At 66.4% G+C, this 18,052-nt stretch carries 22 protein-coding genes and 1 other RNA gene; 11 read left to right on the top strand and 12 right to left on the bottom strand.

What is annotated here, in order from left to right:
* Positions 1-8: 8 nt before the first annotated feature.
* The 3 genes from M0208_RS13745 (at position 9) to M0208_RS13735 (ending at position 2,579) form a co-directional block, all read left to right on the top strand.
* Positions 9-1,430 carry an efflux transporter outer membrane subunit gene (locus M0208_RS13745; protein WP_408988153.1) on the top strand — a complete coding sequence of 474 codons (1,422 nt, stop codon included), beginning with the start codon at positions 9-11 and terminating at the stop codon, positions 1,428-1,430.
* 92 nt (positions 1,431-1,522) lie between these two features.
* Positions 1,523-1,789: a hypothetical protein gene (locus M0208_RS13740; protein WP_258892235.1), complete on the top strand. Its 267-nt coding sequence runs from the start codon at positions 1,523-1,525 to the stop codon at positions 1,787-1,789.
* A 7-nt stretch (positions 1,790-1,796) separates the two neighbouring features.
* Complete coding sequence (locus M0208_RS13735) at positions 1,797-2,579, top strand: SDR family NAD(P)-dependent oxidoreductase (protein WP_258892234.1); 783 nt, start codon at positions 1,797-1,799, stop codon at positions 2,577-2,579.
* Here M0208_RS13735 and M0208_RS13730 read toward each other — a convergent pair whose 3' ends face one another.
* The 8 genes from M0208_RS13730 to M0208_RS13695 are packed head-to-tail and all read right to left on the bottom strand — an operon-like array spanning position 2,580 to position 7,347.
* Positions 2,580-3,710: a murein hydrolase activator EnvC gene (locus M0208_RS13730; protein ID WP_258893266.1), complete on the bottom strand. Its 1,131-nt coding sequence runs from the start codon at positions 3,708-3,710 to the stop codon at positions 2,580-2,582.
* Positions 3,711-3,736: 26 nt separating this feature from the next.
* A complete protein-coding gene (locus tag M0208_RS13725) occupies positions 3,737-4,159 on the bottom strand; it encodes a 23S rRNA (pseudouridine(1915)-N(3))-methyltransferase RlmH (protein ID WP_258893265.1) in 423 nt (140 codons plus the stop codon).
* Position 4,160: 1 nt separating this feature from the next.
* Entirely contained in the window at positions 4,161-4,574 is a 414-nt protein-coding gene (gene rsfS, locus M0208_RS13720) for a ribosome silencing factor (protein ID WP_258892233.1), read from the bottom strand.
* A 2-nt stretch (positions 4,575-4,576) separates the two neighbouring features.
* Positions 4,577-5,200 (bottom strand): nicotinate-nucleotide adenylyltransferase, encoded by a 624-nt coding sequence (locus M0208_RS13715; RefSeq protein ID WP_258892232.1) that lies wholly within the window; start codon positions 5,198-5,200, stop codon positions 4,577-4,579.
* Entirely contained in the window at positions 5,197-5,481 is a 285-nt protein-coding gene (locus tag M0208_RS13710) for a type II toxin-antitoxin system RelE/ParE family toxin (protein ID WP_258892231.1), read from the bottom strand. Before M0208_RS13710 ends, M0208_RS13715 begins: the two co-directional genes overlap by 4 nt.
* The gene (locus M0208_RS13705; RefSeq protein ID WP_258892230.1) at positions 5,478-5,762 is read right to left on the bottom strand and encodes a hypothetical protein; all 285 of its coding nucleotides are present in this window, start codon (positions 5,760-5,762) and stop codon (positions 5,478-5,480) included. The genes M0208_RS13710 and M0208_RS13705 overlap by 4 nt, the downstream gene beginning before the upstream one ends.
* Positions 5,759-7,021 carry a glutamate-5-semialdehyde dehydrogenase gene (locus tag M0208_RS13700; RefSeq protein ID WP_258892229.1) on the bottom strand — a complete coding sequence of 421 codons (1,263 nt, stop codon included), beginning with the start codon at positions 7,019-7,021 and terminating at the stop codon, positions 5,759-5,761. Before M0208_RS13700 ends, M0208_RS13705 begins: the two co-directional genes overlap by 4 nt.
* Before the next feature lie 44 nt (positions 7,022-7,065).
* Positions 7,066-7,347, bottom strand: coding sequence for a hypothetical protein (locus M0208_RS13695; protein WP_258893264.1), 282 nt, complete (start codon positions 7,345-7,347; stop codon positions 7,066-7,068).
* 116 nt (positions 7,348-7,463) lie between these two features.
* Here M0208_RS13695 and msrB point away from each other — a divergent pair, with 116 nt between their 5' ends.
* Entirely contained in the window at positions 7,464-7,952 is a 489-nt protein-coding gene (gene msrB, locus M0208_RS13690; protein ID WP_258892228.1) for a peptide-methionine (R)-S-oxide reductase MsrB, read from the top strand.
* A gap of 126 nt (positions 7,953-8,078) precedes the next feature.
* On the opposite strand, the gene M0208_RS13685 is transcribed toward msrB, so the two are convergent.
* From M0208_RS13685 to M0208_RS13675, 3 genes are all read right to left on the bottom strand, one after another.
* Positions 8,079-8,651, bottom strand: coding sequence for a CHAP domain-containing protein (locus M0208_RS13685; RefSeq protein ID WP_258892227.1), 573 nt, complete (start codon positions 8,649-8,651; stop codon positions 8,079-8,081).
* A 284-nt stretch (positions 8,652-8,935) separates the two neighbouring features.
* Complete coding sequence (locus tag M0208_RS13680) at positions 8,936-10,414, bottom strand: MFS transporter (RefSeq protein WP_258892226.1); 1,479 nt, start codon at positions 10,412-10,414, stop codon at positions 8,936-8,938.
* On the bottom strand, positions 10,411-11,238 hold the full coding sequence (locus tag M0208_RS13675; protein ID WP_258892225.1) for an SDR family NAD(P)-dependent oxidoreductase: 828 nt from the start codon (positions 11,236-11,238) through the stop codon (positions 10,411-10,413). The genes M0208_RS13680 and M0208_RS13675 overlap by 4 nt, the downstream gene beginning before the upstream one ends.
* 122 nt (positions 11,239-11,360) lie before the next feature.
* Between M0208_RS13675 and M0208_RS13670 the strand changes: the two genes are divergently transcribed.
* From M0208_RS13670 to M0208_RS13660, 3 genes are read left to right on the top strand one after another with little or no spacing between them, the layout of a single operon-like run.
* The gene (locus M0208_RS13670; protein ID WP_258892224.1) at positions 11,361-12,506 is read left to right on the top strand and encodes an acyl-CoA dehydrogenase family protein; all 1,146 of its coding nucleotides are present in this window, start codon (positions 11,361-11,363) and stop codon (positions 12,504-12,506) included.
* 11 nt (positions 12,507-12,517) lie between these two features.
* The gene (locus tag M0208_RS13665; RefSeq protein ID WP_258892223.1) at positions 12,518-13,000 is read left to right on the top strand and encodes a VOC family protein; all 483 of its coding nucleotides are present in this window, start codon (positions 12,518-12,520) and stop codon (positions 12,998-13,000) included.
* Positions 13,001-13,005: 5 nt separating this feature from the next.
* The gene (locus M0208_RS13660) at positions 13,006-13,794 is read left to right on the top strand and encodes an SDR family oxidoreductase (RefSeq protein WP_258892222.1); all 789 of its coding nucleotides are present in this window, start codon (positions 13,006-13,008) and stop codon (positions 13,792-13,794) included.
* 118 nt (positions 13,795-13,912) lie between these two features.
* On the opposite strand, the gene ssrA is transcribed toward M0208_RS13660, so the two are convergent.
* Positions 13,913-14,303: a transfer-messenger RNA gene (gene ssrA / locus M0208_RS13655) on the bottom strand.
* Positions 14,304-14,346: 43 nt separating this feature from the next.
* Here ssrA and M0208_RS13650 point away from each other — a divergent pair.
* The 4 genes from M0208_RS13650 (at position 14,347) to M0208_RS13635 (ending at position 18,047) form a co-directional block, all read left to right on the top strand.
* Positions 14,347-14,778: an Rrf2 family transcriptional regulator gene (locus M0208_RS13650; RefSeq protein ID WP_258892221.1), complete on the top strand. Its 432-nt coding sequence runs from the start codon at positions 14,347-14,349 to the stop codon at positions 14,776-14,778.
* Between the two features lie 205 nt (positions 14,779-14,983).
* Positions 14,984-16,246, top strand: coding sequence for a glycosyltransferase (locus M0208_RS13645; RefSeq protein ID WP_258892220.1), 1,263 nt, complete (start codon positions 14,984-14,986; stop codon positions 16,244-16,246).
* 122 nt (positions 16,247-16,368) lie between these two features.
* A complete protein-coding gene (locus M0208_RS13640) occupies positions 16,369-17,382 on the top strand; it encodes a VirK/YbjX family protein (RefSeq protein ID WP_258892219.1) in 1,014 nt (337 codons plus the stop codon).
* Positions 17,379-18,047, top strand: a complete 669-nt coding sequence (locus tag M0208_RS13635) for a hypothetical protein (RefSeq protein WP_258892218.1) — start codon at positions 17,379-17,381, stop codon at positions 18,045-18,047. The genes M0208_RS13640 and M0208_RS13635 overlap by 4 nt, the downstream gene beginning before the upstream one ends.
* Positions 18,048-18,052 lie beyond the last annotated feature (5 nt).

Raw genomic sequence — 18,052 nt, 5'->3', positions numbered from 1 at the left:
TCGTCCTGATGGCCAGCGCCACGCTCGCCGGATGCAACCTGGCGCCGAAATACGTGCGCCCCATAGGCGCGGTGCCCGCCGAACTGCCGCAGGGCGGGCCGTACCCCCGCGCGGCGACCGACGCGCCGGACATCACCGCGGTCGGCTGGCGCGATTTCTTCACCGATCCGCGGCTGGTGCACGTCATCGACGCAGGCCTCGCCAACAATCGCGACCTGCGCGTCGCGGCGGCGAACGTCCTGAAGGCGCGGGCGCAATTCCGCGTCCAGCGCGCCGATCTGGTCCCGTCGACGACCGCATCGGGATCAGGCACGTACACCAACAACCTGCTCGGCGCAGGCGGCGGTGCGGGTGCAGGCGGAGGTGCAGGTGGCGGCGCAGGGACCGGATCGACGTCGTCCAACATCGAAATCTATTCCGCGACGGTCGGCTTTTCTGCCTTCGAACTCAACCTGTTCGGCCGCACCCGCAACCTGACGCGCGCGGCGCAGGAGCAATATTTCGCCAGCGAAGAGGCGCAGCGCTCGACCCGGATCAGCCTGATCGCGGAGATCGCCACCGCGTGGCTGACGTTGGCGTCGGATCAGGACCAGTTGCGCCTCAGCCGCGAGACGTTGAAGGCGTTCGAAAAGACGCTGGAGTTGACCCGCGCCCAGTTCCGCGTCGGGGTCGCCAGCGAACTCGCCGCGCGGCAGGCGGAGACGACGTATCAGCAGGCGCGTAACGATATCGCCGTCCTTGAAAGCCGCATCGCGCAGGATCAGAACGCGCTGAACCTGCTCGTCGGCACGACGGTCACCGCCGACCAGCTTCCGGCCGGTCTGGGCACCGCGGGCTACGCGCGTGATGCTTTGCCGGGCAACATCTCGTCGGAGGTGCTGCTGCGCCGCCCCGACGTGCTGCAGGCCGAACACCAGTTGATCGCGGAGAACGCCAATATCGGCGCGGCGCGCGCCGCATTCTTCCCCACAATTTCACTCACCGCGACGATCGGGACGATCTCGACCGCGTTGTCCGGCCTCTTCGGCGGCGGCAGCTTCACCTACACCGGGTCGCCCGGCGTCTCGCTGCCGCTGTTCGACGGCGGGCGCAACGCGGGTAATCTCGAAGCCGCCAAGGCGACGCAACAGGCCGCGGTCGCGACCTATGAGAAGGCGATCCAGACCGCCTTCCGCGAAGTTGCCGACGCGCTCGCCACGCGTGGAACGATCGACGAACAGCTTTTCGCCCAAACCGCGCGCGTCAACGCGGCGGATGTCGCATCCCGGCTTTCCGATGCACGGTACCGCGCCGGAATCGATTCGTTCCTGACCGCCCTCGACGCACAACGCACCGCTTACGCCGCGCGGCAGCAGTTGCAGACAACGCGCCTCGCACGCGCAAGCAACATGATCGAAGTTTATCGGACCTTGGGGGGCGGCCTCAACTGACGTAACCATAACCTTGGTTATGGCCGTGACGATACGCACTTGCGTCGCGCCGGAATCGGCATATCCTCTCCTGAAAATATAAGGAGAGTTTGATGGCGCAGTTCGAGCTTACCGAGGCTCAGGCCAACGAAAAGACGATGGTGATCCTGCAGAGCCTGCTTTGCCTGATGCGTGAGAAGAATTTGCTCACGCGCGCCGATATCGAGGATCTGTGCGCGAAGGTGCAGATGCGCGCCGCGCAGCATGAGCGCGATCCCCTGCCCTGCTGCGCAGAGGGCGTGACCGCCGCGGCGAACGAAATGACGCAGATCGGCGACTATATCGGCAAGAAGTACGGCGGAAAACACCGCCGCTTCTGAACCCAGCGTGCGGTTTCACGGCAAGGTCGCCATCATCACCGGCGGCGCATCGGGCATAGGCGCGGCGAGCGTTCGGCGTCTCCATGCCGAAGGTGCGAGCGTGATGATCGCCGATCTCAGCGACACGGGTGCCGCGCTGGCGCAAGAGTTGGGCGAGCGAGCCGCTTTCCAGGCGACCGACGTCGCGGATCCTGCCGCGGTCAAAGCGTTGGTCGCCGCGACCGTCGCGCGTTTCGGCGGCATCGACATCCTTTACAATAACGCAGGGATCGGCTGCTTCGGCGAAACCCCCGACCTGGCGATCGAGGACTGGCGGCGCGTCATCGCGATCGATCTCGACGCGGTCTTCTACGCCTGTCGCGCAGCCATCCCCGAAATGCGCAAGCGCGGCGGCGGGGTGATCATCAACACGGCCTCTGCTTCCGGGCTGGCGGGCGACTATGGCTTCACCGCGTACAATGCCGCGAAGGGCGCAGTCGTGAACTACACCCGCAGCCTGGCGATCGACCACGCGCGCGACAACATCCGCGCGAACGCGATCTGCCCCGGCCCGGTCGACACGCCGATCCTGACCGACGGAATCATGCAGGTGCCGGGCCTGCGCGACGCGTGGGAGCAGGTCGTTCCGATGAAACGCTTCGCGCGGCCTGAGGAAATCGCCGCGGTCGCGTGCTTCCTCGCCTCGGACGATGCCAGCTACCTCACCGGCGCGGCGATCCCGGTCGACGGGGGCCTAGGCGCACACACCGGCCAGCCCGACCTACGCGCGATCTTCGCGGCCGCGAACTGATCACCCGATCAGCCCGGTGATGTCCACCGGTCGCCCGTGGCGGCGCAGTTCCACCCCAACCTGAGCGCGCTCGCCACGGCCCGCGCGACCCAGAACATCGCCCGCCGTCACGGCCTGTCCTGCCGCCACATCGACCGCGCCCAAACCGGTGACGAGCGTCGTCCATTCAGCGCCGTGATCGACGATCACCACCTGCCCGAAGCCGCGAAACGCGCGCGCAAAGACGATCTTTCCCGCTGCGGGGGCGATCACCCGCGCGCCCGGTTCGGTGGCGACGGAAAGGCCCCGCGCACGCACGCCATTTTCGGACACTTCGCCGAGTCCCGCCAGCAACCTGCCACGCACCGGCAGGCGATAGGTCGGCGCTTGGCCAATTGGGGCCGGGTCAGTCACGGGCGGCCCCGGCAATCGCGAAAGCGCCGCGCGCGTCGCCCGGTCGTCGCCGATCGTCTCCATCCGGTCGACGATGTCGCGCGCCGCCTCGCCCAGCCCGATCGCGCGGTCGGATTCGGCCAAAGCGTCGCGTCCCAGCCGCGTCGCCGCCGCCGCGTGGCGCACCTGCAGCGCCGCCAGCGCGCGCCGTTCGCGCACCAGCGTCACGCGGCCGTCGCGCAGGCTTTTCGCCGCGAGCGCCGCATTCGCCTGCAGCGCCCGCGTGCGGTCGAGTTCTTCCCGCACGTCCGTAGTACGCGCGCGCACGACGGGCAGCGCCGTACCCAGCACCGCGCGGATATGGACCAGATCGTCGACCGAGCCCGGCTGCGCGATCGCCGCCACCGCGGGCCGTCGCGCGAGCGATCCCAACGCCGCGAGCAACCGCGCGACCGGCTGCTGCCGCGCGCCCAGATCGGCGCGTTGTTCGGCCAGCAACCGCTCGACGATCGCGACGCGGGCGCGGGCGGCGGTGATATCGGCTTCGGCGGCTGCAATCCGTTCGCCCATCGCCGCTTCCTCGGCTCGCGCCTTGGCCGCCGCATCGCGCTCCGCCGCGGCCTGCCGGTCGAGCGCGACGGCGCGCTTCGCCGCGGCGTCGGCGTCGGACTTCGCGCGCTCCAGCCGCTCACGTTCGATCGCCAATCGATCCTGCGCGGGCGCGGACGTGGCGAGCAGCACCGCCCCCCCGATCACCATAGCCACCCGCCGCCCCAGCATGGCGCCTAGCCTTCGCGGTGATAGGGGTGATTGGCAAGGATGCTCGTGGCGCGAAACAATTGCTCCGCCAGCATCGCGCGCGCCATCATGTGCGGCCAGGTCGCGCGCCCAAACGACAGCAATCGGTCGGCTCCCGCCCGCTCGGCGTTATCGAACCCGTCCGCCGCGCCGATCAGGAAGCGCGTTTCGCGCACCCCGTCATCACGCCATCGTCCCAGCAGCGTCGCGAATTCGACCGACGATAGCATTTCGCCTTTTTCGTCGAGCAGCACGCGCTTCGCTTGCCCCGGCAGGGCGGGCGCGCGCCCGCCGGTGTCGGGCAATTCCGTCACCCTTGTCGGCCACGCAATCCGCTTCAGATAGCGCGCAACCAGATCTGCCTCGGGCGATCGCCCGATCCGGCCGCGCGCGACAATATGCAGGATCAGGTCAGTTGATCCCACTCATATCGGTCGGGGCTTCGGGCTCGGGCGCCGGCGCGTCGCCGAACGACCACATCCGCTCCAGATTATAGAAGCTGCGCACCTCGGGGCGGAACAGGTGGACGATCACGTCGCCCGCATCGATCAGCACCCAATCGGCGGTCGGCAATCCCTCGATCCGCGGGCTGCGCCCGGTTTCGCCCTTGATCTTCTCGGCCAGCTTCGACGCCATCGACGCGACCTGACGCGTCGATCGTCCGCTGGCGATGATCATGTGATCGGCGATCGAGGATTTCCCGGCGAGCGGGATAGAGATCGTGTCCGCGGCCTGGTCGTCGTCGAGCGACTGGAGGACGATGCGGTGAAGCGTGGCGACGCTGTCCGCGTCGGACGATCGATACGCTGTGGCGGTGGCGGGCAAGGTTACTCCTGTGTTGCCGGTTTGGGTGGGGTTGGTGGGGCGGCGTAGTGAACGTGCCAGTCAGGATCGGCGGCGCGAAGCCGCGTCGCGGAGGTCGGATCGGGGCGGAAGCGCAACAGCACGAGGGCCGGCAAGCTCCACTCGGTCCAGTCCTTTACCTGACCGGGGCGCCGCTGGAAACGCCGCAGCCATCCCGTCGCGGGCGCCGCGAGGGCCTTAGCGTCATAGCCCGGACGCGCGATCACCGCAATCGGCATCATCCGCGCGATTTTCCGCCAGTCGCGCCAGCGGTGGAACTGGGCGAGATTGTCCGCCCCCATCAACCACACGAAGCGGTTCTTCGGATAACGCCGGATCAACGCGGCCAGCGTATCGACGGTGTACCGCGTGCCGAGTCGCGCCTCGATATCGCTCGCCCGGATGCGCGACCGCCGCGCCGCCGCGCGCGCCGACGCCAGCCGCGCGACGAACGGCGCCATCCCCTTCGCGGGCTTCAGCGGATTGCCGGGCGAAACCAGCAACCAAACCGCATCCAGTTCCAAAGCCCGCATCGCAGCGAGGCTGACCGCGCGATGCCCCGAGTGCGCCGGATTGAACGACCCGCCGAGGAGTCCGATGCGGGTCAAGGGTCCGTCCGCCAGTCCTCGTGCGCGTGCCGCAAGCGCACGATCTCGATCCCGCCAGTTACGATCCGGTAGATCAGCAGATAGTCAGTCGATCGAATCCGCCACTTTCGCGTCCCACCGCCGAATGCTGGACCGGACGCGGGATGAGCCGCGAGAAAGCGTGCCGCCGCCAGCGCCTCTCGCCCGATCCTTAGCGCATATTCCGGCGCTATCGGACAGTAATAATCGTCAACGGCGGCGAGGTCGGCGCGCGCCCTTGCGGTCCAACGCGCGCGATTCATTCAGCGGCGGCTGACCGACGTCGCGCCTCGAACCACGCCTCCATTTCTTCCTGGCTGATCAGTTCGCCGCGATCCGCCGAGTCGATACCTTCCTGTACGAAAGCCGCCAGTTCGGCGTCCATCTCCGACGCGCGAGCAATCACCTGCCGCGCATATTCTTGCAGCGACATATCGCGCCAAGCCGCGGCGGCCTGCGCGGCGTCTTGGAGTTCACGATCCAATTCGATGGGTGCGTGTTGCGTCATGCCAAAATAGCTAGGGCTGAAGCCGCATGCGATCAACCCCGCACCTGCCCTGTGCCGACGCCGACCCACTTGTACGTCGTCAGCCCCTCCAACGCGACGGGGCCGCGGGCGTGGAGGCGGCCGGTGGCGATGCCAATCTCCGCGCCGAGGCCAAATTCACCGCCGTCGGCGAACTGGGTCGAAGCGTTCCACAGGACGATCGCTGAATCGACTTCGGCCAGAAAACGTTGCGCCACTCCCTCGTCCTCTGCCACGATTGCATCGGTGTGGTGCGATCCGTGGCGGGCGATGTGTGCGATCGCGTCGTCGGCCCCCTCAACCAGTGCAACCGAAGCAATCGCGTCAAGGTATTCGGTATCCCAGTCGGCATCGCTGACCGGCTCCACGATCTCTCCGGTCGACGCCTCAAGAGTATCGCCGCGCACCTGGCAGCCAGACCGCTGCAATGCTTCGACCAACTCTACCGGCTCCGGGAAATCGCGATCGATCAGCAACGTTTCCATCGCGCCGCATACGCCGGTGCGCCGCATCTTGGAGTCGCACACGATCGCCTTGGCCATCACCGGGTCGGCGGAGGCGTGGACGTAGACGTGATTGATGCCGTCGAGGTGCGCCAGCACGGGGACGCGCGCTTCGGCCTGCACGCGCGCGACCAGGCTCTTGCCGCCACGCGGCACGATCAGGTCTATCATACCGTCCGCCGCCAGCATCGCGCCGACCGCCGCACGATCGGTCGTCGGCACAAGCTGCACCGCGTCCGCGGGAAAGCCCGCCGACTCCAGGCCGTTCAATAACGCTGTGTGGATAGCGCGGTTGCTCTCCATCGCTTCCGAGCCGCCGCGCAGGATGACGGCGTTGCCCGATCGGACGCATAGCGCCGCGGCGTCGGCGGTTACGTTGGGGCGGCTTTCGTAGATGATGCCGATCACCCCGATCGGCACGCGCACGCGGCGGAGGACCAGACCGTTTGGGCGAACGCGTTCGTCAATCACTGCGCCGACCGGATCGTCGAGCGTCGCCACCGTCTCCACCGCCGCCGCCATCGCTGCGACCCGTTCGGCGTCGAGCATCAGGCGATCGAGTAATGCACCCGACAGGCCATTCACCTTGGCGCGCGCCATGTCTGTGGCGTTGGCAGCGAGAATGTCGGATTGCGCCGCGCGGATTGCATCCGCCGCCGCAACCAAAGCGCGCGCCTTGTCGGCGTCGGGCAAACGCGCAAGCGCTGTAGCGGCCTGACGCGCGCGTCGGCCCATGTCGGCGATCAGCGCCGTCGGATTCGCAGGATCGAGCATCGCGCCCGATTATCACGCGGCTTGCGCGACGCCCATAGCGTGGTTCAGTTCGGCTTCACGGTTTCCGCCCGCAACGGTTCGGCCGCGCCGGAGCAGTCCCCGTCGCGCGCCGCGGCCACCGCTGGAGGCTTTGCGCGACCCATCGTCCAGTTCGCCTGCAGCCGCACGCGCGGATTGGGCGCGCACCAGATCTCGCCCGTTTCGTTGATCGCCGTAACCCAGATCAGATTATGCTCCTGCCCGTAATCGATCACGGCGAAGGCATAGCCCGGCCCCTTGTCAAGGATATGGACCGGAAGCGGCGGATCGAGTTGCTGGAAGGACATGACCCGGAAACCCGCGTCCGACACGCTTCGTTCCACAAGATCATCCTGATCCCGATCAGTGACGTAACTGGATGCGTCGCTGCGGCGAACTATATCGTATTGGAAAAGAGGTTCCCATGACCCACGACCGTCGTCATTTCCTGTCGCTAGCCGGTATTGGCGGGGGCGCATTCGCCATCTTTGGCTGCAGCGCCGCGCCCGCCGCCGCGCCCGAACGCTTTGCGGTCACGCTGAGCGATGCGCAGTGGAAGGCGAAGCTGTCGCCGGCCGCCTATCAGGTGCTGCGTCACGAGGACACCGAGCGTCCCTATTCGAGTCCGCTCAACGGGGAGAAGCGCGCCGGGATTTTCGCCTGCGCGGGGTGCAAATTGCCGTTGTTCAGCTCGAAGACGAAGTTCGAGAGCGGCACCGGCTGGCCAAGTTTCTGGGCGCCGCTGCCGAATGCGGTCGCCACGAAGACCGACCGCGCGATGATGATGGCGCGAACCGAAGTTCATTGCCGCCGCTGCGGCGGGCATCTCGGCCACGTCTTCGACGACGGTCCGAAGCCGACCGGCAAGCGGTATTGCATGAACGGGCTGGCGATGACGTTTCGGGCTGTTTGATCGGTTCAGCGTCGCTGAACCGATCAAACAGCCCGCTCCCCCGCCCCGCCTCCCACAGAATATCCTGATTGGGAGGCGGGGCGGGGGAGCGGGCCGGTGCCGACTTATCCGCGTGAGCGGATCAAACTAGCGCGCCAGCGGTGCGAAGCCCGTCAGCGTGCCCTTAACCGAAATCGGGTTCGACGACGCGTAGTATAACGTCGGCAGCTGCGCTTCGTCCTGCACCGCAGGAGTCTGGGCGGGGGCCTGATCCGAATAGATGAAACCGTTGGTCGGATAGCTCGACGTGCCGAGGCCGCCCTGCGGCGCATACCAGACCTTCACCACGCTCCAGTCGCCCGCCGCCGACACGTCGACCGCGCGCACGTCGCGTTCGATCCCGCCGCGGCGCGACCAGTTTGCGTGGGTCAGCAGGACTTCGCGGTCGTCGACGATCCGCGACACCATCGCGACATGGCCGACGCGCATCCGCGCGGTGGACTGAAAAGCGAGCACCGCGCCGACCTTCGGGGCCTTGCCACGCGCATGTTTGCCCGCCGCCTGGCCCCACCAGGTATTCGCGTTACCGCGGATCTGGATGCCGGAAATTTCACGGGCGTAGGGCGCACACTGCCAGAATTGCGCCATCGCGGGGGTGGCCGTCAGCAGGCCGCACGATACCACCAGCGCAAAACGCGCTGCCAACGCCCTGAAATTCATTGCGACCCCCCGGTCCCCGGTTGTTCGATGTATCCGGGCTATCCGGGCAGGTTAAAGAAACCAATAGCCGCGGGAACCAAAGCCGACGAACGGTGTTTGCGCGCCGACGAGTGGCGGAATGGGATGGGATTCCGCTCTTAGTCCTCCCCTGCAAGGGGAGGTGGCAGGCGAAGCCTGACGAAGGGGTGTCACCCTATCGAGAGCGCGACACCCCTCCGGCGCTGCGCACCACCTCCCCTTGCAGGGGAGGATTTTCGTGACGTTCGATTCCGTTGTGTAGGACTTCAGATACGCGGTTCGGCGGCGACTGTTGCGCCCGCTAGCTTCGCCAGACGCGCTTCGTGTTCGACCCGGCCAAACGGAAAGCGGGTGTAGAAGAACGCCGCAGCGAGGACGAAGGCGGTGTACGTAACGATGTAGATCAGCGTCAGCCGGTCGATCGTCGCCTCAGGCACCTTCCCCGGCACCGCCTTCGCCGGAAAGCCCGCGACCGCCAGGATCAGCCCGCAAACGAAGATGCCGATGCCGCTGGTGCATTTCTGGACGAAGAAACCACCGGCGAAGAAGATGCCCTCCGATCGGCGGCCGGTTTTCGCCTCCGAATCCTCCACCACGTCGGCCAGCATCGATGCGCCGAGGATATAGGCGGTCACCCCGCTGGCGGTGGCGAGCGTCAGGAGCGCGAACAGCAGCGGGATCATCAACGGATCACCGAGCGCCGGGAACACCCCCGCCAGCCGCAGCCAATAGGGCAAGGTGCCGAGCGTCACGCCGACGACCGCAGCCAGCGCCGCCGCCTTCGGCTTGCTAGTCCGCGCGCCGATCCGCGGCGCGGCGACGAACGAGATCATCACGCCGACGAACAGCGACACGCTGAAATAGACAAACGTGATTCCCTTGAAGCCCCACACGAAGCTGTAGAGATAATTCGACAGCGCATAGACGATGCCCTGCCCGGTGTAGGCGCAGATGCCCGCCAGCATCAGGATCACGAAGGCGCGGTTGTTGACGGTTTCCTTCAGCTCGCGAAACGCATCGCCCAGCGACTGCCGCTCGATCGGCGGCTGCGGCAGGTTGGGGATTTCGCGGTGCGTGCCGCCCGCCGACACCATGATCGCCACGCCCATGAAGATCGCGCCCGCAATCGCGAACCGCTTATAGCCTTCGGGATTCAGCAGCCCGTTGGGATAGCCCGGCGCAGGGGCGAGGAAATAGATGTACGCGCTGATCAGCATCAGCAGCCCGCCCGCCCAACCGAACAGATAACGATACGCCATGATCCGCGTACGTTCGTCGTAATCGCCGCTGAGTTCGGCCGCCATCGCCTGACTCGGCACCTCGTACGCGCTGACCGCCGAGCGGACGAGCACCGCGACGACGAACAGCCAGCCAAGGATCATCGGCTCGGACGCCTGCGGCGGATTCCACAGCAATATCCAGCCGAGCATGATCGGCAGCGCCGCGCCGTACATCCATGGATGCCGCCGCCCCCATTTGCTGCGCGTGCGATCGGAAAAGAAGCCGACGGTCGGGTCGACGAACGCGTCGATGATCAACGCGAGCATGATGACGAGGCCGACGGTTGCGGCGGGGACGCCGACGACCTGATTGTAGAACAGCAGCAGGAACGTGCCGAACCCCGCGTCCTTCACGCCATATGCCGCCGCGCCGAAGCCGTAGCTGCCCATCGTCCGGTTGGCGAGCCGCCGCGCCTTTGGCGTCGTGGCGGAGGCGGCGGGCGTTGCTACGGTTGGGGCGTTCATGCCAGCGCGTCCAGCGCCGCAAACATTCCCGGCATTTCGGGATCCCAGCTCTGCCGGGTGCCGATCGTGATGCCGCCGTCGACCAGGATGTGCGTGCCGGTGATGAACGCGGCATCGTCGCTCGCAAGGAACGCGACCGCCGCGGCGATGTCCTCCGGCCGACCGGCGCGCTTCACCGGCTGCGCCATGGCGGCGGCGCCAGCGATCATCTGGTTCGCGATGTCGCGCTTGTCGTCGGGAATTTCGAGGTGGCGGGTGAAGATGTTGGTGGTGATGAAGCCGGGGATTACCGCGTTGACGCGGATATTGTCCTTGGCGAGGTCCGCCGCGGCCATTTTCGAGAGGTGCAGCACGCCCGCCTTGGCGGTGGAATACGCGGTCGGCGCGTAGCCGGTGCCGAGCGCCGAGACGCTGGAGGTGTTGACGATCGCCCCGCCCCCGCGTTTCGCCATCAACGGCGCGGCGTAACGGATGCCCAGCGCGACCGAGCGGAGCAGAAGGTTCTGCGTCCGGTCCCAATCGTCGGGCGAAATCTCGTCGATCTTTTCCTTCGCGCCGCCTGCCCCGGCGTTGTTGAACAACACGTCGAGGCCGCCCGCGGCGTCAACCTCTTCGATCAGCGCCTTGATGTCCTCGGCGTTCGTCACGTCGCAGCGGCGGAACTTGATCTTGCCGTTGGAGGTGTCCGCCACCTCCTGCCCGCCCGTTTCATCGACGTCGCCGATCCAGACCTGCGCGCCTTCTTCGGCCAGGCGAAGCGCAGTCGCGCGCCCAATGCCCGAGGCGCCGCCGGTCACGACGGCGCGCTTGCCCTGAAAGCGCATCTAACTCTCCTGCTTGTCGTTTTCGGTAGCATAGTATGGCGCGCAAGCGCGTCAATTATCCCATGTTCGAATTTCGGGTTTGGCGGGTTGCGGCGTTCGCACCGCGGCGGTAGCGGTTGGCCATGGCCCTCGACACCGAAACCTTCGACGCGCTTCTCGACACCATCCGGCGCTTCGTCGCCGAACGGCTCCGCCCGCTGGAGGGCGCGGTGGAGGAGAATGACGCGATCCCCGATGCGATCGTGCAGGAGATGCGCGAGATGGGCCTGTTCGGCCTGTCGATTGCGGAGGAGCATGGCGGGCTTGGCCTGACCATGTACGAGGAAGCGCGGGTTGCGATCGAGATGGGACGGACGACGCCGGCGTTCCGATCCGCGTTCGGCACCAATGTCGGGATCGGCAGCCAGGCGCTCGTCATGTCGGGCACGCCCGAACAGCAGGCTGAGTGGCTGCCGAAAATCGCCAGCGGCGAGATCATCACCAGCTTCGCGCTGACCGAGCCGGATGTCGGCAGCGATTCGGGCGCGGTGAAGGCGCGCGCGGTGAAAGACGGCGATGTGTACCGATTGTCGGGCACGAAGCGCTACATCACCAATGCCGACAAGGCCGACCTGTTCACCGTCATGGCGCGCACCGGCGAGGAAGCGGGAGCGCGCGGCGTTTCCGCCTTCCTGGTGCCGCGCGATCTGCCCGGCGTGTCGATCGGCGAGCCGGAAAAGAAGATGGGGCAGAAGGGCGCGAAGGTCGCCGACGTCAATTTCGACGACGTGCCCGTTCCCGCCGCCAACCGGCTCGGCGCGGAGGGCGAGGGCTTCAAAATCGCGATGCGCGTACTCGATCGCGGGCGGCTGCACATCTCGGCGGTGTGCGTGGGCGTGGCGGAGCGGCTGATCGCGGATTGCGTCGCTTATGCCGCGGAGCGCAAGCAGTTCGGCAAGCCGATCGCCGAGCATCAGCTGATCCAGGCGATGATCGCGGATTCGAAGACCGAATCGCTCGTCTCCAAGGCGCTGGTCCTCGAAACCGCGCGGCGGAAGGATGCGGGCGAGGACGTGGTGATGGAATCGGCCGCGGCGAAATATTATGCGTCCGAAATGGTCGGCAGGGTTGCGGATCGCGCCGTCCAGATCTTCGGCGGCGCGGGCTATATCGCGGATTACGGGATCGAACGGCTCTACCGCGACGTCCGCCTGTTCCGCATCTACGAAGGCACCAGCCAGATTCAGCAGATCATCATCGCGCGCGAAACGATGAAGCGCGGGGGGTAAGGGACGCCGCAATGCACCGCGCCATCGTCCTTGCTCCGCTGCTGCTGCTCGTCGCCCCCGGGGCCGTGGCGCAGACGCCTGCGCCGCCGACCGCACGGATCGATCACGTCGCGATCCATGTGCGTGATGTCGACGCGAGCGCACGTTTCTATGTCGCGCTGTTCGGGTTGCGCGAGATACCTTCACCGGTGGCGGGGCGGCGCTGGTTCGATCTCGGCTACGGCGTCGCGCTGCATCTGTTGGGGGTGCGGAGCGCGCCGGTCGCCGACGATCGTTCGGTGCATCTTGCGATCACCACCGCCGATCTGGCTCCGGTCGTCGCGGCACTGAAGGAACGCGGCATTTCCTACACGGACTTCGCCGGGCGCGTCGGCGCGATCGGTTCGTCACGCGGTGACGGCGTGCATCAGATCTTTCTGCGCGATCCCGACGGCTATTGGCTCGAGGTCAACGACGCGCTGGCATCCAGGCCTCCACAGACATCCAAGGATTAACGACGATGGACACCACCAACTTGTTCCGCCTCGACGGGCGTGTCGCGCTGATCACCGGGGGCAGCCGCGGAATCGGCAAGATGATCGCGGCGGGCTTCATCGCAGCAGGCGCGAAGGTTTACATCTCCTCGCGCAAGGCCCCGGCGTGCGAGGAGACCGCGGCCAAGCTCGGGCCGAACTGCATCGCGCTGCCGCACGACGTATCGACCGTCGACGGGTGCAAGGCGCTCGCCGCCAAGCTCGCCGAACATGAGGACCGGCTCGACATCCTGGTCAACAATGCGGGCGCGGCGTGGGGCGTGCCGTTCGAGGAATTTCCCGAAAGCGGGTGGGACAAGGTCATGGACCTGAACGTCAAATCGCCGTTCTTCCTGACCCAGGCGCTGCATCCGTTGCTGAAGGCCGCGGGGACGCCCGCGCAACCCGCCAAGGTCATCAACATCACCTCGATCGACGGCCAGCGGCTGAATCCGTGGGAGACGTATAGCTATCACGCATCGAAATCGGCGCTGATCTATCTGACGAAGCGGCTCGCCGCGCGGCTGATCACCGATTCGATCAACGTCACCTCGATCGCGCCGGGCGCGTTCGCCAGCGAAATGAACCGCGCCGCGCGCGATCACGGCGACGACGTGGCGAAGGGCATTCCCGCCCGCCGGATCGGTGTGGACGAGGATATGGCGGGCGCGGCGATCTTCCTCGCCTCGCGCGCGGGCGACTATGTGGTCGGAGACACGATCACGGTCGACGGCGGATTGGTGAACGCATCGCTGGGGGTCAGCATCGACGCTTAGTTTGATCGAGACGGCGCCAGCCCGCTCCCCCTCCCGACCACCCATTCAGGTTACGCTGTGGGTGGTCGGGTGGGGAGCGGGCTGGCGCCGTCTCACGCGCGTGAGCGCGCAAATAACGAGTGGGGGACTTCTGTTGCCCGGTGTCCCCCGTACCGCTGGAATCCGCTTCTGTTGCCCGGTGCGGTCCAACCGCGCTATTTTAGAGTAACATCAGGCCGTTAGGCCCTCAGTTACGCCGCAATCGCGAGTGCTTCGTTATCGTTGGCACTTGTGTAATGGGCCGTTGCGGTGGTCCCATTCCGAGCGAAAGCTGCGCCTTTCAACACACGTCGATCCTAGTTCGACCCCATCATCATCCGCCCTGAAAGGACGCGTGGTGGTGGAGTCGCCGGGTACTGCCCCCGGGTCCGCTGCGCCTAGTCTACGCCGCAATTTATCGCCATATTCGGGCCGGGAAAATCCCGTCCGACCGAACCGATATAAGGATATTGCGAGCAAAACGAAAGACCCGCCTTTCGCGCGCCATAATCCGCGTGCATAGGATAGAATATCATGTTGACGCAGCGTTCCCGCTACGCGCTTCGGGCCATGCTTTTCCTGGCTCGCGCGCCTGCCGCATCCCCGCCCATCCCGATGAACCGGATCGCGATGGAGGCCAACGTCCCGCGCAAATTCCTCGAACTGATCCTCGCTGATCTGCGCGACGCCGGGCTGCTCCACAGCCATCGCGGGAAGATGGGCGGTTACTGCCTGTCGCGCCCGACGCATCTGGTGTCGCTGGGCGAGATCATTCGCGTGATCGAGGGACCATTGGCGCTCGTCCCGTGCGTCAGCCGCACCGCCTATCGTTCATGCAAGGATTGCAAGAGCGAAGCCGATTGCGCGATCCGCCACGCGATGTTGCGCGTGCGCGATGAAACCGCGCGAATTCTGGACGGGACCAGCCTGGCCGACGCGACCGCAGAGGATCTGGCGGCGGCCTGACTTCATTGGACTGGCTGAGCCGCTTCGCCGATCCTGCGCATCAGTATCGCAAACATCGGCATCGCACCTATCCGATTACGCCGATGTTGGCCCGAAATTGACCTTCCGGCGACAGACGACGGTTCTTATCCCTGATGCAGATGGCGGCGGGCGGGCGTGATGCACGGCGCGCCGTATGCTTGGGGGAGCGCCAGACGACATGCGCATGCCGGACGCCGATGAGATTGCGCGGTGCACCGCCCGTGCGCCCGGCCAGCCGGCGACCGGGGATCAGGCGTCGCGCGCCGGACAGCGCGTGGCGGTCTTCACCAATTGCTATCCCAAGACCAGCCACACCTTCATCCGCAACGAAATCGCAGCACTGGAGCGGCTGGGGTTCGACGTCCTGCGGATCACCATTCGCCGGTCGAGCGAAGGTTTGGTCGATCCCGCGGATCAGCGCGAGGCGAACAGGACGCTGACGCTGCTGGGAAGCGCGATGATCGCGGCCGTGTGCGCGCGCCTGATCAAGGCGCCCGGGCGATTCTTGCGGACGCTGCGCCTGACGATCGCCGAGCGGGAATCGACCGGCGTCATTCGCGGACTGGCGTATTTCATCGAAGCGTGTCGCCTGGTGGAAATGATGGAGACCGCGGGTGTCCGCCATGTCCACGTCCACTTCGGCACCAATCCCGCGACGATCGCGCGGCTGGCGAGCCGGCTTGGCGCAGTGACGTTCAGCGTGACGGTGCACGGGCCGGATGAATTCGACGCGCCGCGCGCGCTGTTGCTGCCCGAAAAGATCGCCGACGCGCGCTTCGTCGTGGGGATTTCGCACTATGGCTGCAGCCAGTTGATGCGCTGGTCGGACCCGGCGCATTGGCCGAAGATCCGAATGGTGCGCTGTGGCGTCGCCGACACGTTCCATGCTGCTCCGATCGACGACGACCCCGGCCTGCGGTCGAACACCTTGGTGTGCGTCGCCCGGCTTAGTGCGCAAAAGGGTATTCCGCTGCTGCTGGAAGCGGCCGAGACGCTCGCGCGGACCGAAACTTTTTCACTGCGGATCGTCGGCGACGGCGAACTGCGCGCGTCGCTGGAGGCCGCCATCGAAGCGCGGGGGCTGGCGCGCCATGTGCATCTGCTGGGCTGGCGCGATGCCGCCGGTGTGCGCGGCGAACTGTTGAACGCACGGGCGCTGGCCCTGCCCAGCTTCGCCGAAGGGCTGCCGGTCGTGCTGATGGAGGCGATGGCGCTGGGTCGTCCGGTCATCGCCACCGCGATCGCCGGGATTCCGGAACTGGTCGATGCGGAGGTCGGCTGGCTGATCCCGGCCGGATCGGCTTCGGCGCTGGCCGGCGCCATGCGCGCGGCGCTGCACCGTCCGCCCGAAACACTCCGGGCGATGGCGGCGGTCGGCCGCGCGCGCGTGCGGAAAGATCACGACGTGAACCGCAATGCAGCCGTGCTGGCCGCGCTGATCCGCTGAAATTGCAGTACGTGGTGTTCATCATGGCGAGGCATCGTCGGCACGCTAGAATGCGCCTGACAAATCAGGCCGTTCCAGACGAAACTCAACCGATTCATGGCGATGGAGTGAAGGTCATAGCGATGCCGTCGAATACGGTCGGTTCGTCCGCGCTGCTCAACGCCTTCAACATGGTCCCGTTGATCGTCGCCGTCGGCGCCTCGATCGTCTACACCAGATGGCTGTGGCAGCAATCGCGCGTGGTGATCGAAGATCGCCATATCGCCAGCCTGCCCGAACGGTTGCGATTCATCGCGGTAGGATGGCGGCACCAGGAACTGTTGTGGCCGATGCGAACCGCCCTGCCCGGCAGCGCGCTGGGACGCGCGACGGCGCCGAATTCTGTCATGTTCGATGCGGTCACCCGGCCCTATCAATCGACTGCCTGGAATGCCGCCACGCGGCTGCGCAAGGTGTCGGCGCATTACGAAACGATGGCCGGCCTGCGGCTGCCGATCTGGCCTGCGGCGGGCGAGATGCTGCAGATCGTACGGTTCGACGGCATCCTGGGCGGCCTGCGATTGGTGGTCGACGAAGCGTGCTGGTTGAAACGCGAAGGCCCGTTGGTGCTCAGCATCTTTTCGGGCGACCATCGATTGTTCTCGATCGCCTTCGCCCTGCGGCGCGAGGACGGCCGCCTGCTGGCCTATGTCGGGGCGATCCAGGGGTGCAACCAGCCCGGTACGCTCGACATCTTCCGGACGCTGACCCACATCGCGCATGGTATCCGGCCACAGGATCTGATGGTCGAGTTGTTCCGCATGTTCTGTGGCGACATCGGGGTCGAACGAATCCTGCTCGTCTCCGACAGCCACCGTCATCATCGCGACCGCTATTTCGGGGCGAAAGCGGAAGGGTTCTCCACCAATTACGACACGATCTGGACGACCAGGGGCGCGATCCGGATCGACGCCGGAACTTTCGAGTTGCCGATAACTCCGCGCCGTCGCGCGGCGGACGCGATCCCGCCGCGCAAGCGCGGACTTTATCGCAGACGCTATGCGATGCTCGATATCGCCGCAGCGCAGATGGACGCCGGTATCGCGGCATTGCGGACGGCGGAGACCGCAGACGACGACAGGAGCATAGCGCGATGAGCCGGTTCCTGTCCGGCAGCAACCTGCGCGCGCGGACGCTGCAACCCGCCGACGAATTATGGGACCGGCGGCTCGGCGTGCGGACGTTCGGTTATCATCCGGCAGACGGCGCACACGACAGCGGCCAGTGGCGGGCGCACTACATCCCGTCGTCGTACCGCGACGTCTTTCGCGTGCTGCGCGCCGCGAACCTGTCGAAGGACGATATCGTGACCGATCTGGGGTGCGGGCTGGGCCGCGTGGTGTTCGCCGCGAGCTGGCTGGGCGCGCGCCGCGCGGTGGGGGTCGAGCTGATCCCGTGGCTGGCCGAGGCTGCGGAACGGAACCGGCGGGAAAGCCGGCTGGCTGGGCGCGACATCCGGATCGTGACAGGAGACGCCGCCGCTCACTCGCTTGGCGATACGACGTTGCTCTACATGTTTCACGCGTTCGGAGAAGGCGTGCTGTCGCGGGTCATCGAAGGCGCAGCCGCCGATCGTGAACGCGCCGCGCTGGGCGCGCCCGCACCACTTCCGCCGTTGCGCATCGCTTACGTCAATCCGGTGCATGAAGTCGTGCTGCAGCGGAGCGGCTGGATGCGGCGCGTCGCCGAACTGCCGCCGGCGAGACAATGGTTTTCGAATGCAGATCATTATGCGACGGCGATTTGGGAGTCGACGCCGTGAGGTCG

It is taken from the genome of Sphingomonas sp. SUN019 (assembly GCF_024758705.1).
Classification (GTDB): Bacteria; Pseudomonadota; Alphaproteobacteria; order Sphingomonadales; family Sphingomonadaceae; genus Sphingomonas.
This window is presented reverse-complemented; position numbering and strand designations above follow the sequence as displayed.

What these genes read in the sequence shown, in the direction of transcription:
- M0208_RS13745 (WP_408988153.1), top strand. Translation starts at nt 9, where the DNA reads ATGGCCAGCGCCACGCTCGCCGGATGCAACCTGGCGCCGAAATACGTG.
- M0208_RS13740 (WP_258892235.1), top strand. Translation starts at nt 1,523, where the DNA reads ATGGCGCAGTTCGAGCTTACCGAGGCTCAGGCCAACGAAAAGACGATG.
- M0208_RS13730 (WP_258893266.1), bottom strand. Translation starts at nt 3,710, where the DNA reads ATGGTGATCGGGGGGGCGGTGCTGCTCGCCACGTCCGCGCCCGCGCAG.
- M0208_RS13710 (WP_258892231.1), bottom strand. Translation starts at nt 5,481, where the DNA reads ATGAATCGCGCGCGTTGGACCGCAAGGGCGCGCGCCGACCTCGCCGCC.
- M0208_RS13700 (WP_258892229.1), bottom strand. Translation starts at nt 7,021, where the DNA reads ATGCTCGATCCTGCGAATCCGACGGCGCTGATCGCCGACATGGGCCGA.
- M0208_RS13695 (WP_258893264.1), bottom strand. Translation starts at nt 7,347, where the DNA reads ATGTCCTTCCAGCAACTCGATCCGCCGCTTCCGGTCCATATCCTTGAC.
- msrB (WP_258892228.1), top strand. Translation starts at nt 7,464, where the DNA reads ATGACCCACGACCGTCGTCATTTCCTGTCGCTAGCCGGTATTGGCGGG.
- M0208_RS13685 (WP_258892227.1), bottom strand. Translation starts at nt 8,651, where the DNA reads ATGAATTTCAGGGCGTTGGCAGCGCGTTTTGCGCTGGTGGTATCGTGC.
- M0208_RS13680 (WP_258892226.1), bottom strand. Translation starts at nt 10,414, where the DNA reads ATGAACGCCCCAACCGTAGCAACGCCCGCCGCCTCCGCCACGACGCCA.
- M0208_RS13675 (WP_258892225.1), bottom strand. Translation starts at nt 11,238, where the DNA reads ATGCGCTTTCAGGGCAAGCGCGCCGTCGTGACCGGCGGCGCCTCGGGC.
- M0208_RS13670 (WP_258892224.1), top strand. Translation starts at nt 11,361, where the DNA reads ATGGCCCTCGACACCGAAACCTTCGACGCGCTTCTCGACACCATCCGG.
- M0208_RS13665 (WP_258892223.1), top strand. Translation starts at nt 12,518, where the DNA reads ATGCACCGCGCCATCGTCCTTGCTCCGCTGCTGCTGCTCGTCGCCCCC.
- M0208_RS13660 (WP_258892222.1), top strand. Translation starts at nt 13,006, where the DNA reads ATGGACACCACCAACTTGTTCCGCCTCGACGGGCGTGTCGCGCTGATC.
- M0208_RS13650 (WP_258892221.1), top strand. Translation starts at nt 14,347, where the DNA reads ATGTTGACGCAGCGTTCCCGCTACGCGCTTCGGGCCATGCTTTTCCTG.
- M0208_RS13645 (WP_258892220.1), top strand. Translation starts at nt 14,984, where the DNA reads ATGCCGGACGCCGATGAGATTGCGCGGTGCACCGCCCGTGCGCCCGGC.
- M0208_RS13640 (WP_258892219.1), top strand. Translation starts at nt 16,369, where the DNA reads ATGCCGTCGAATACGGTCGGTTCGTCCGCGCTGCTCAACGCCTTCAAC.
- M0208_RS13635 (WP_258892218.1), top strand. Translation starts at nt 17,379, where the DNA reads ATGAGCCGGTTCCTGTCCGGCAGCAACCTGCGCGCGCGGACGCTGCAA.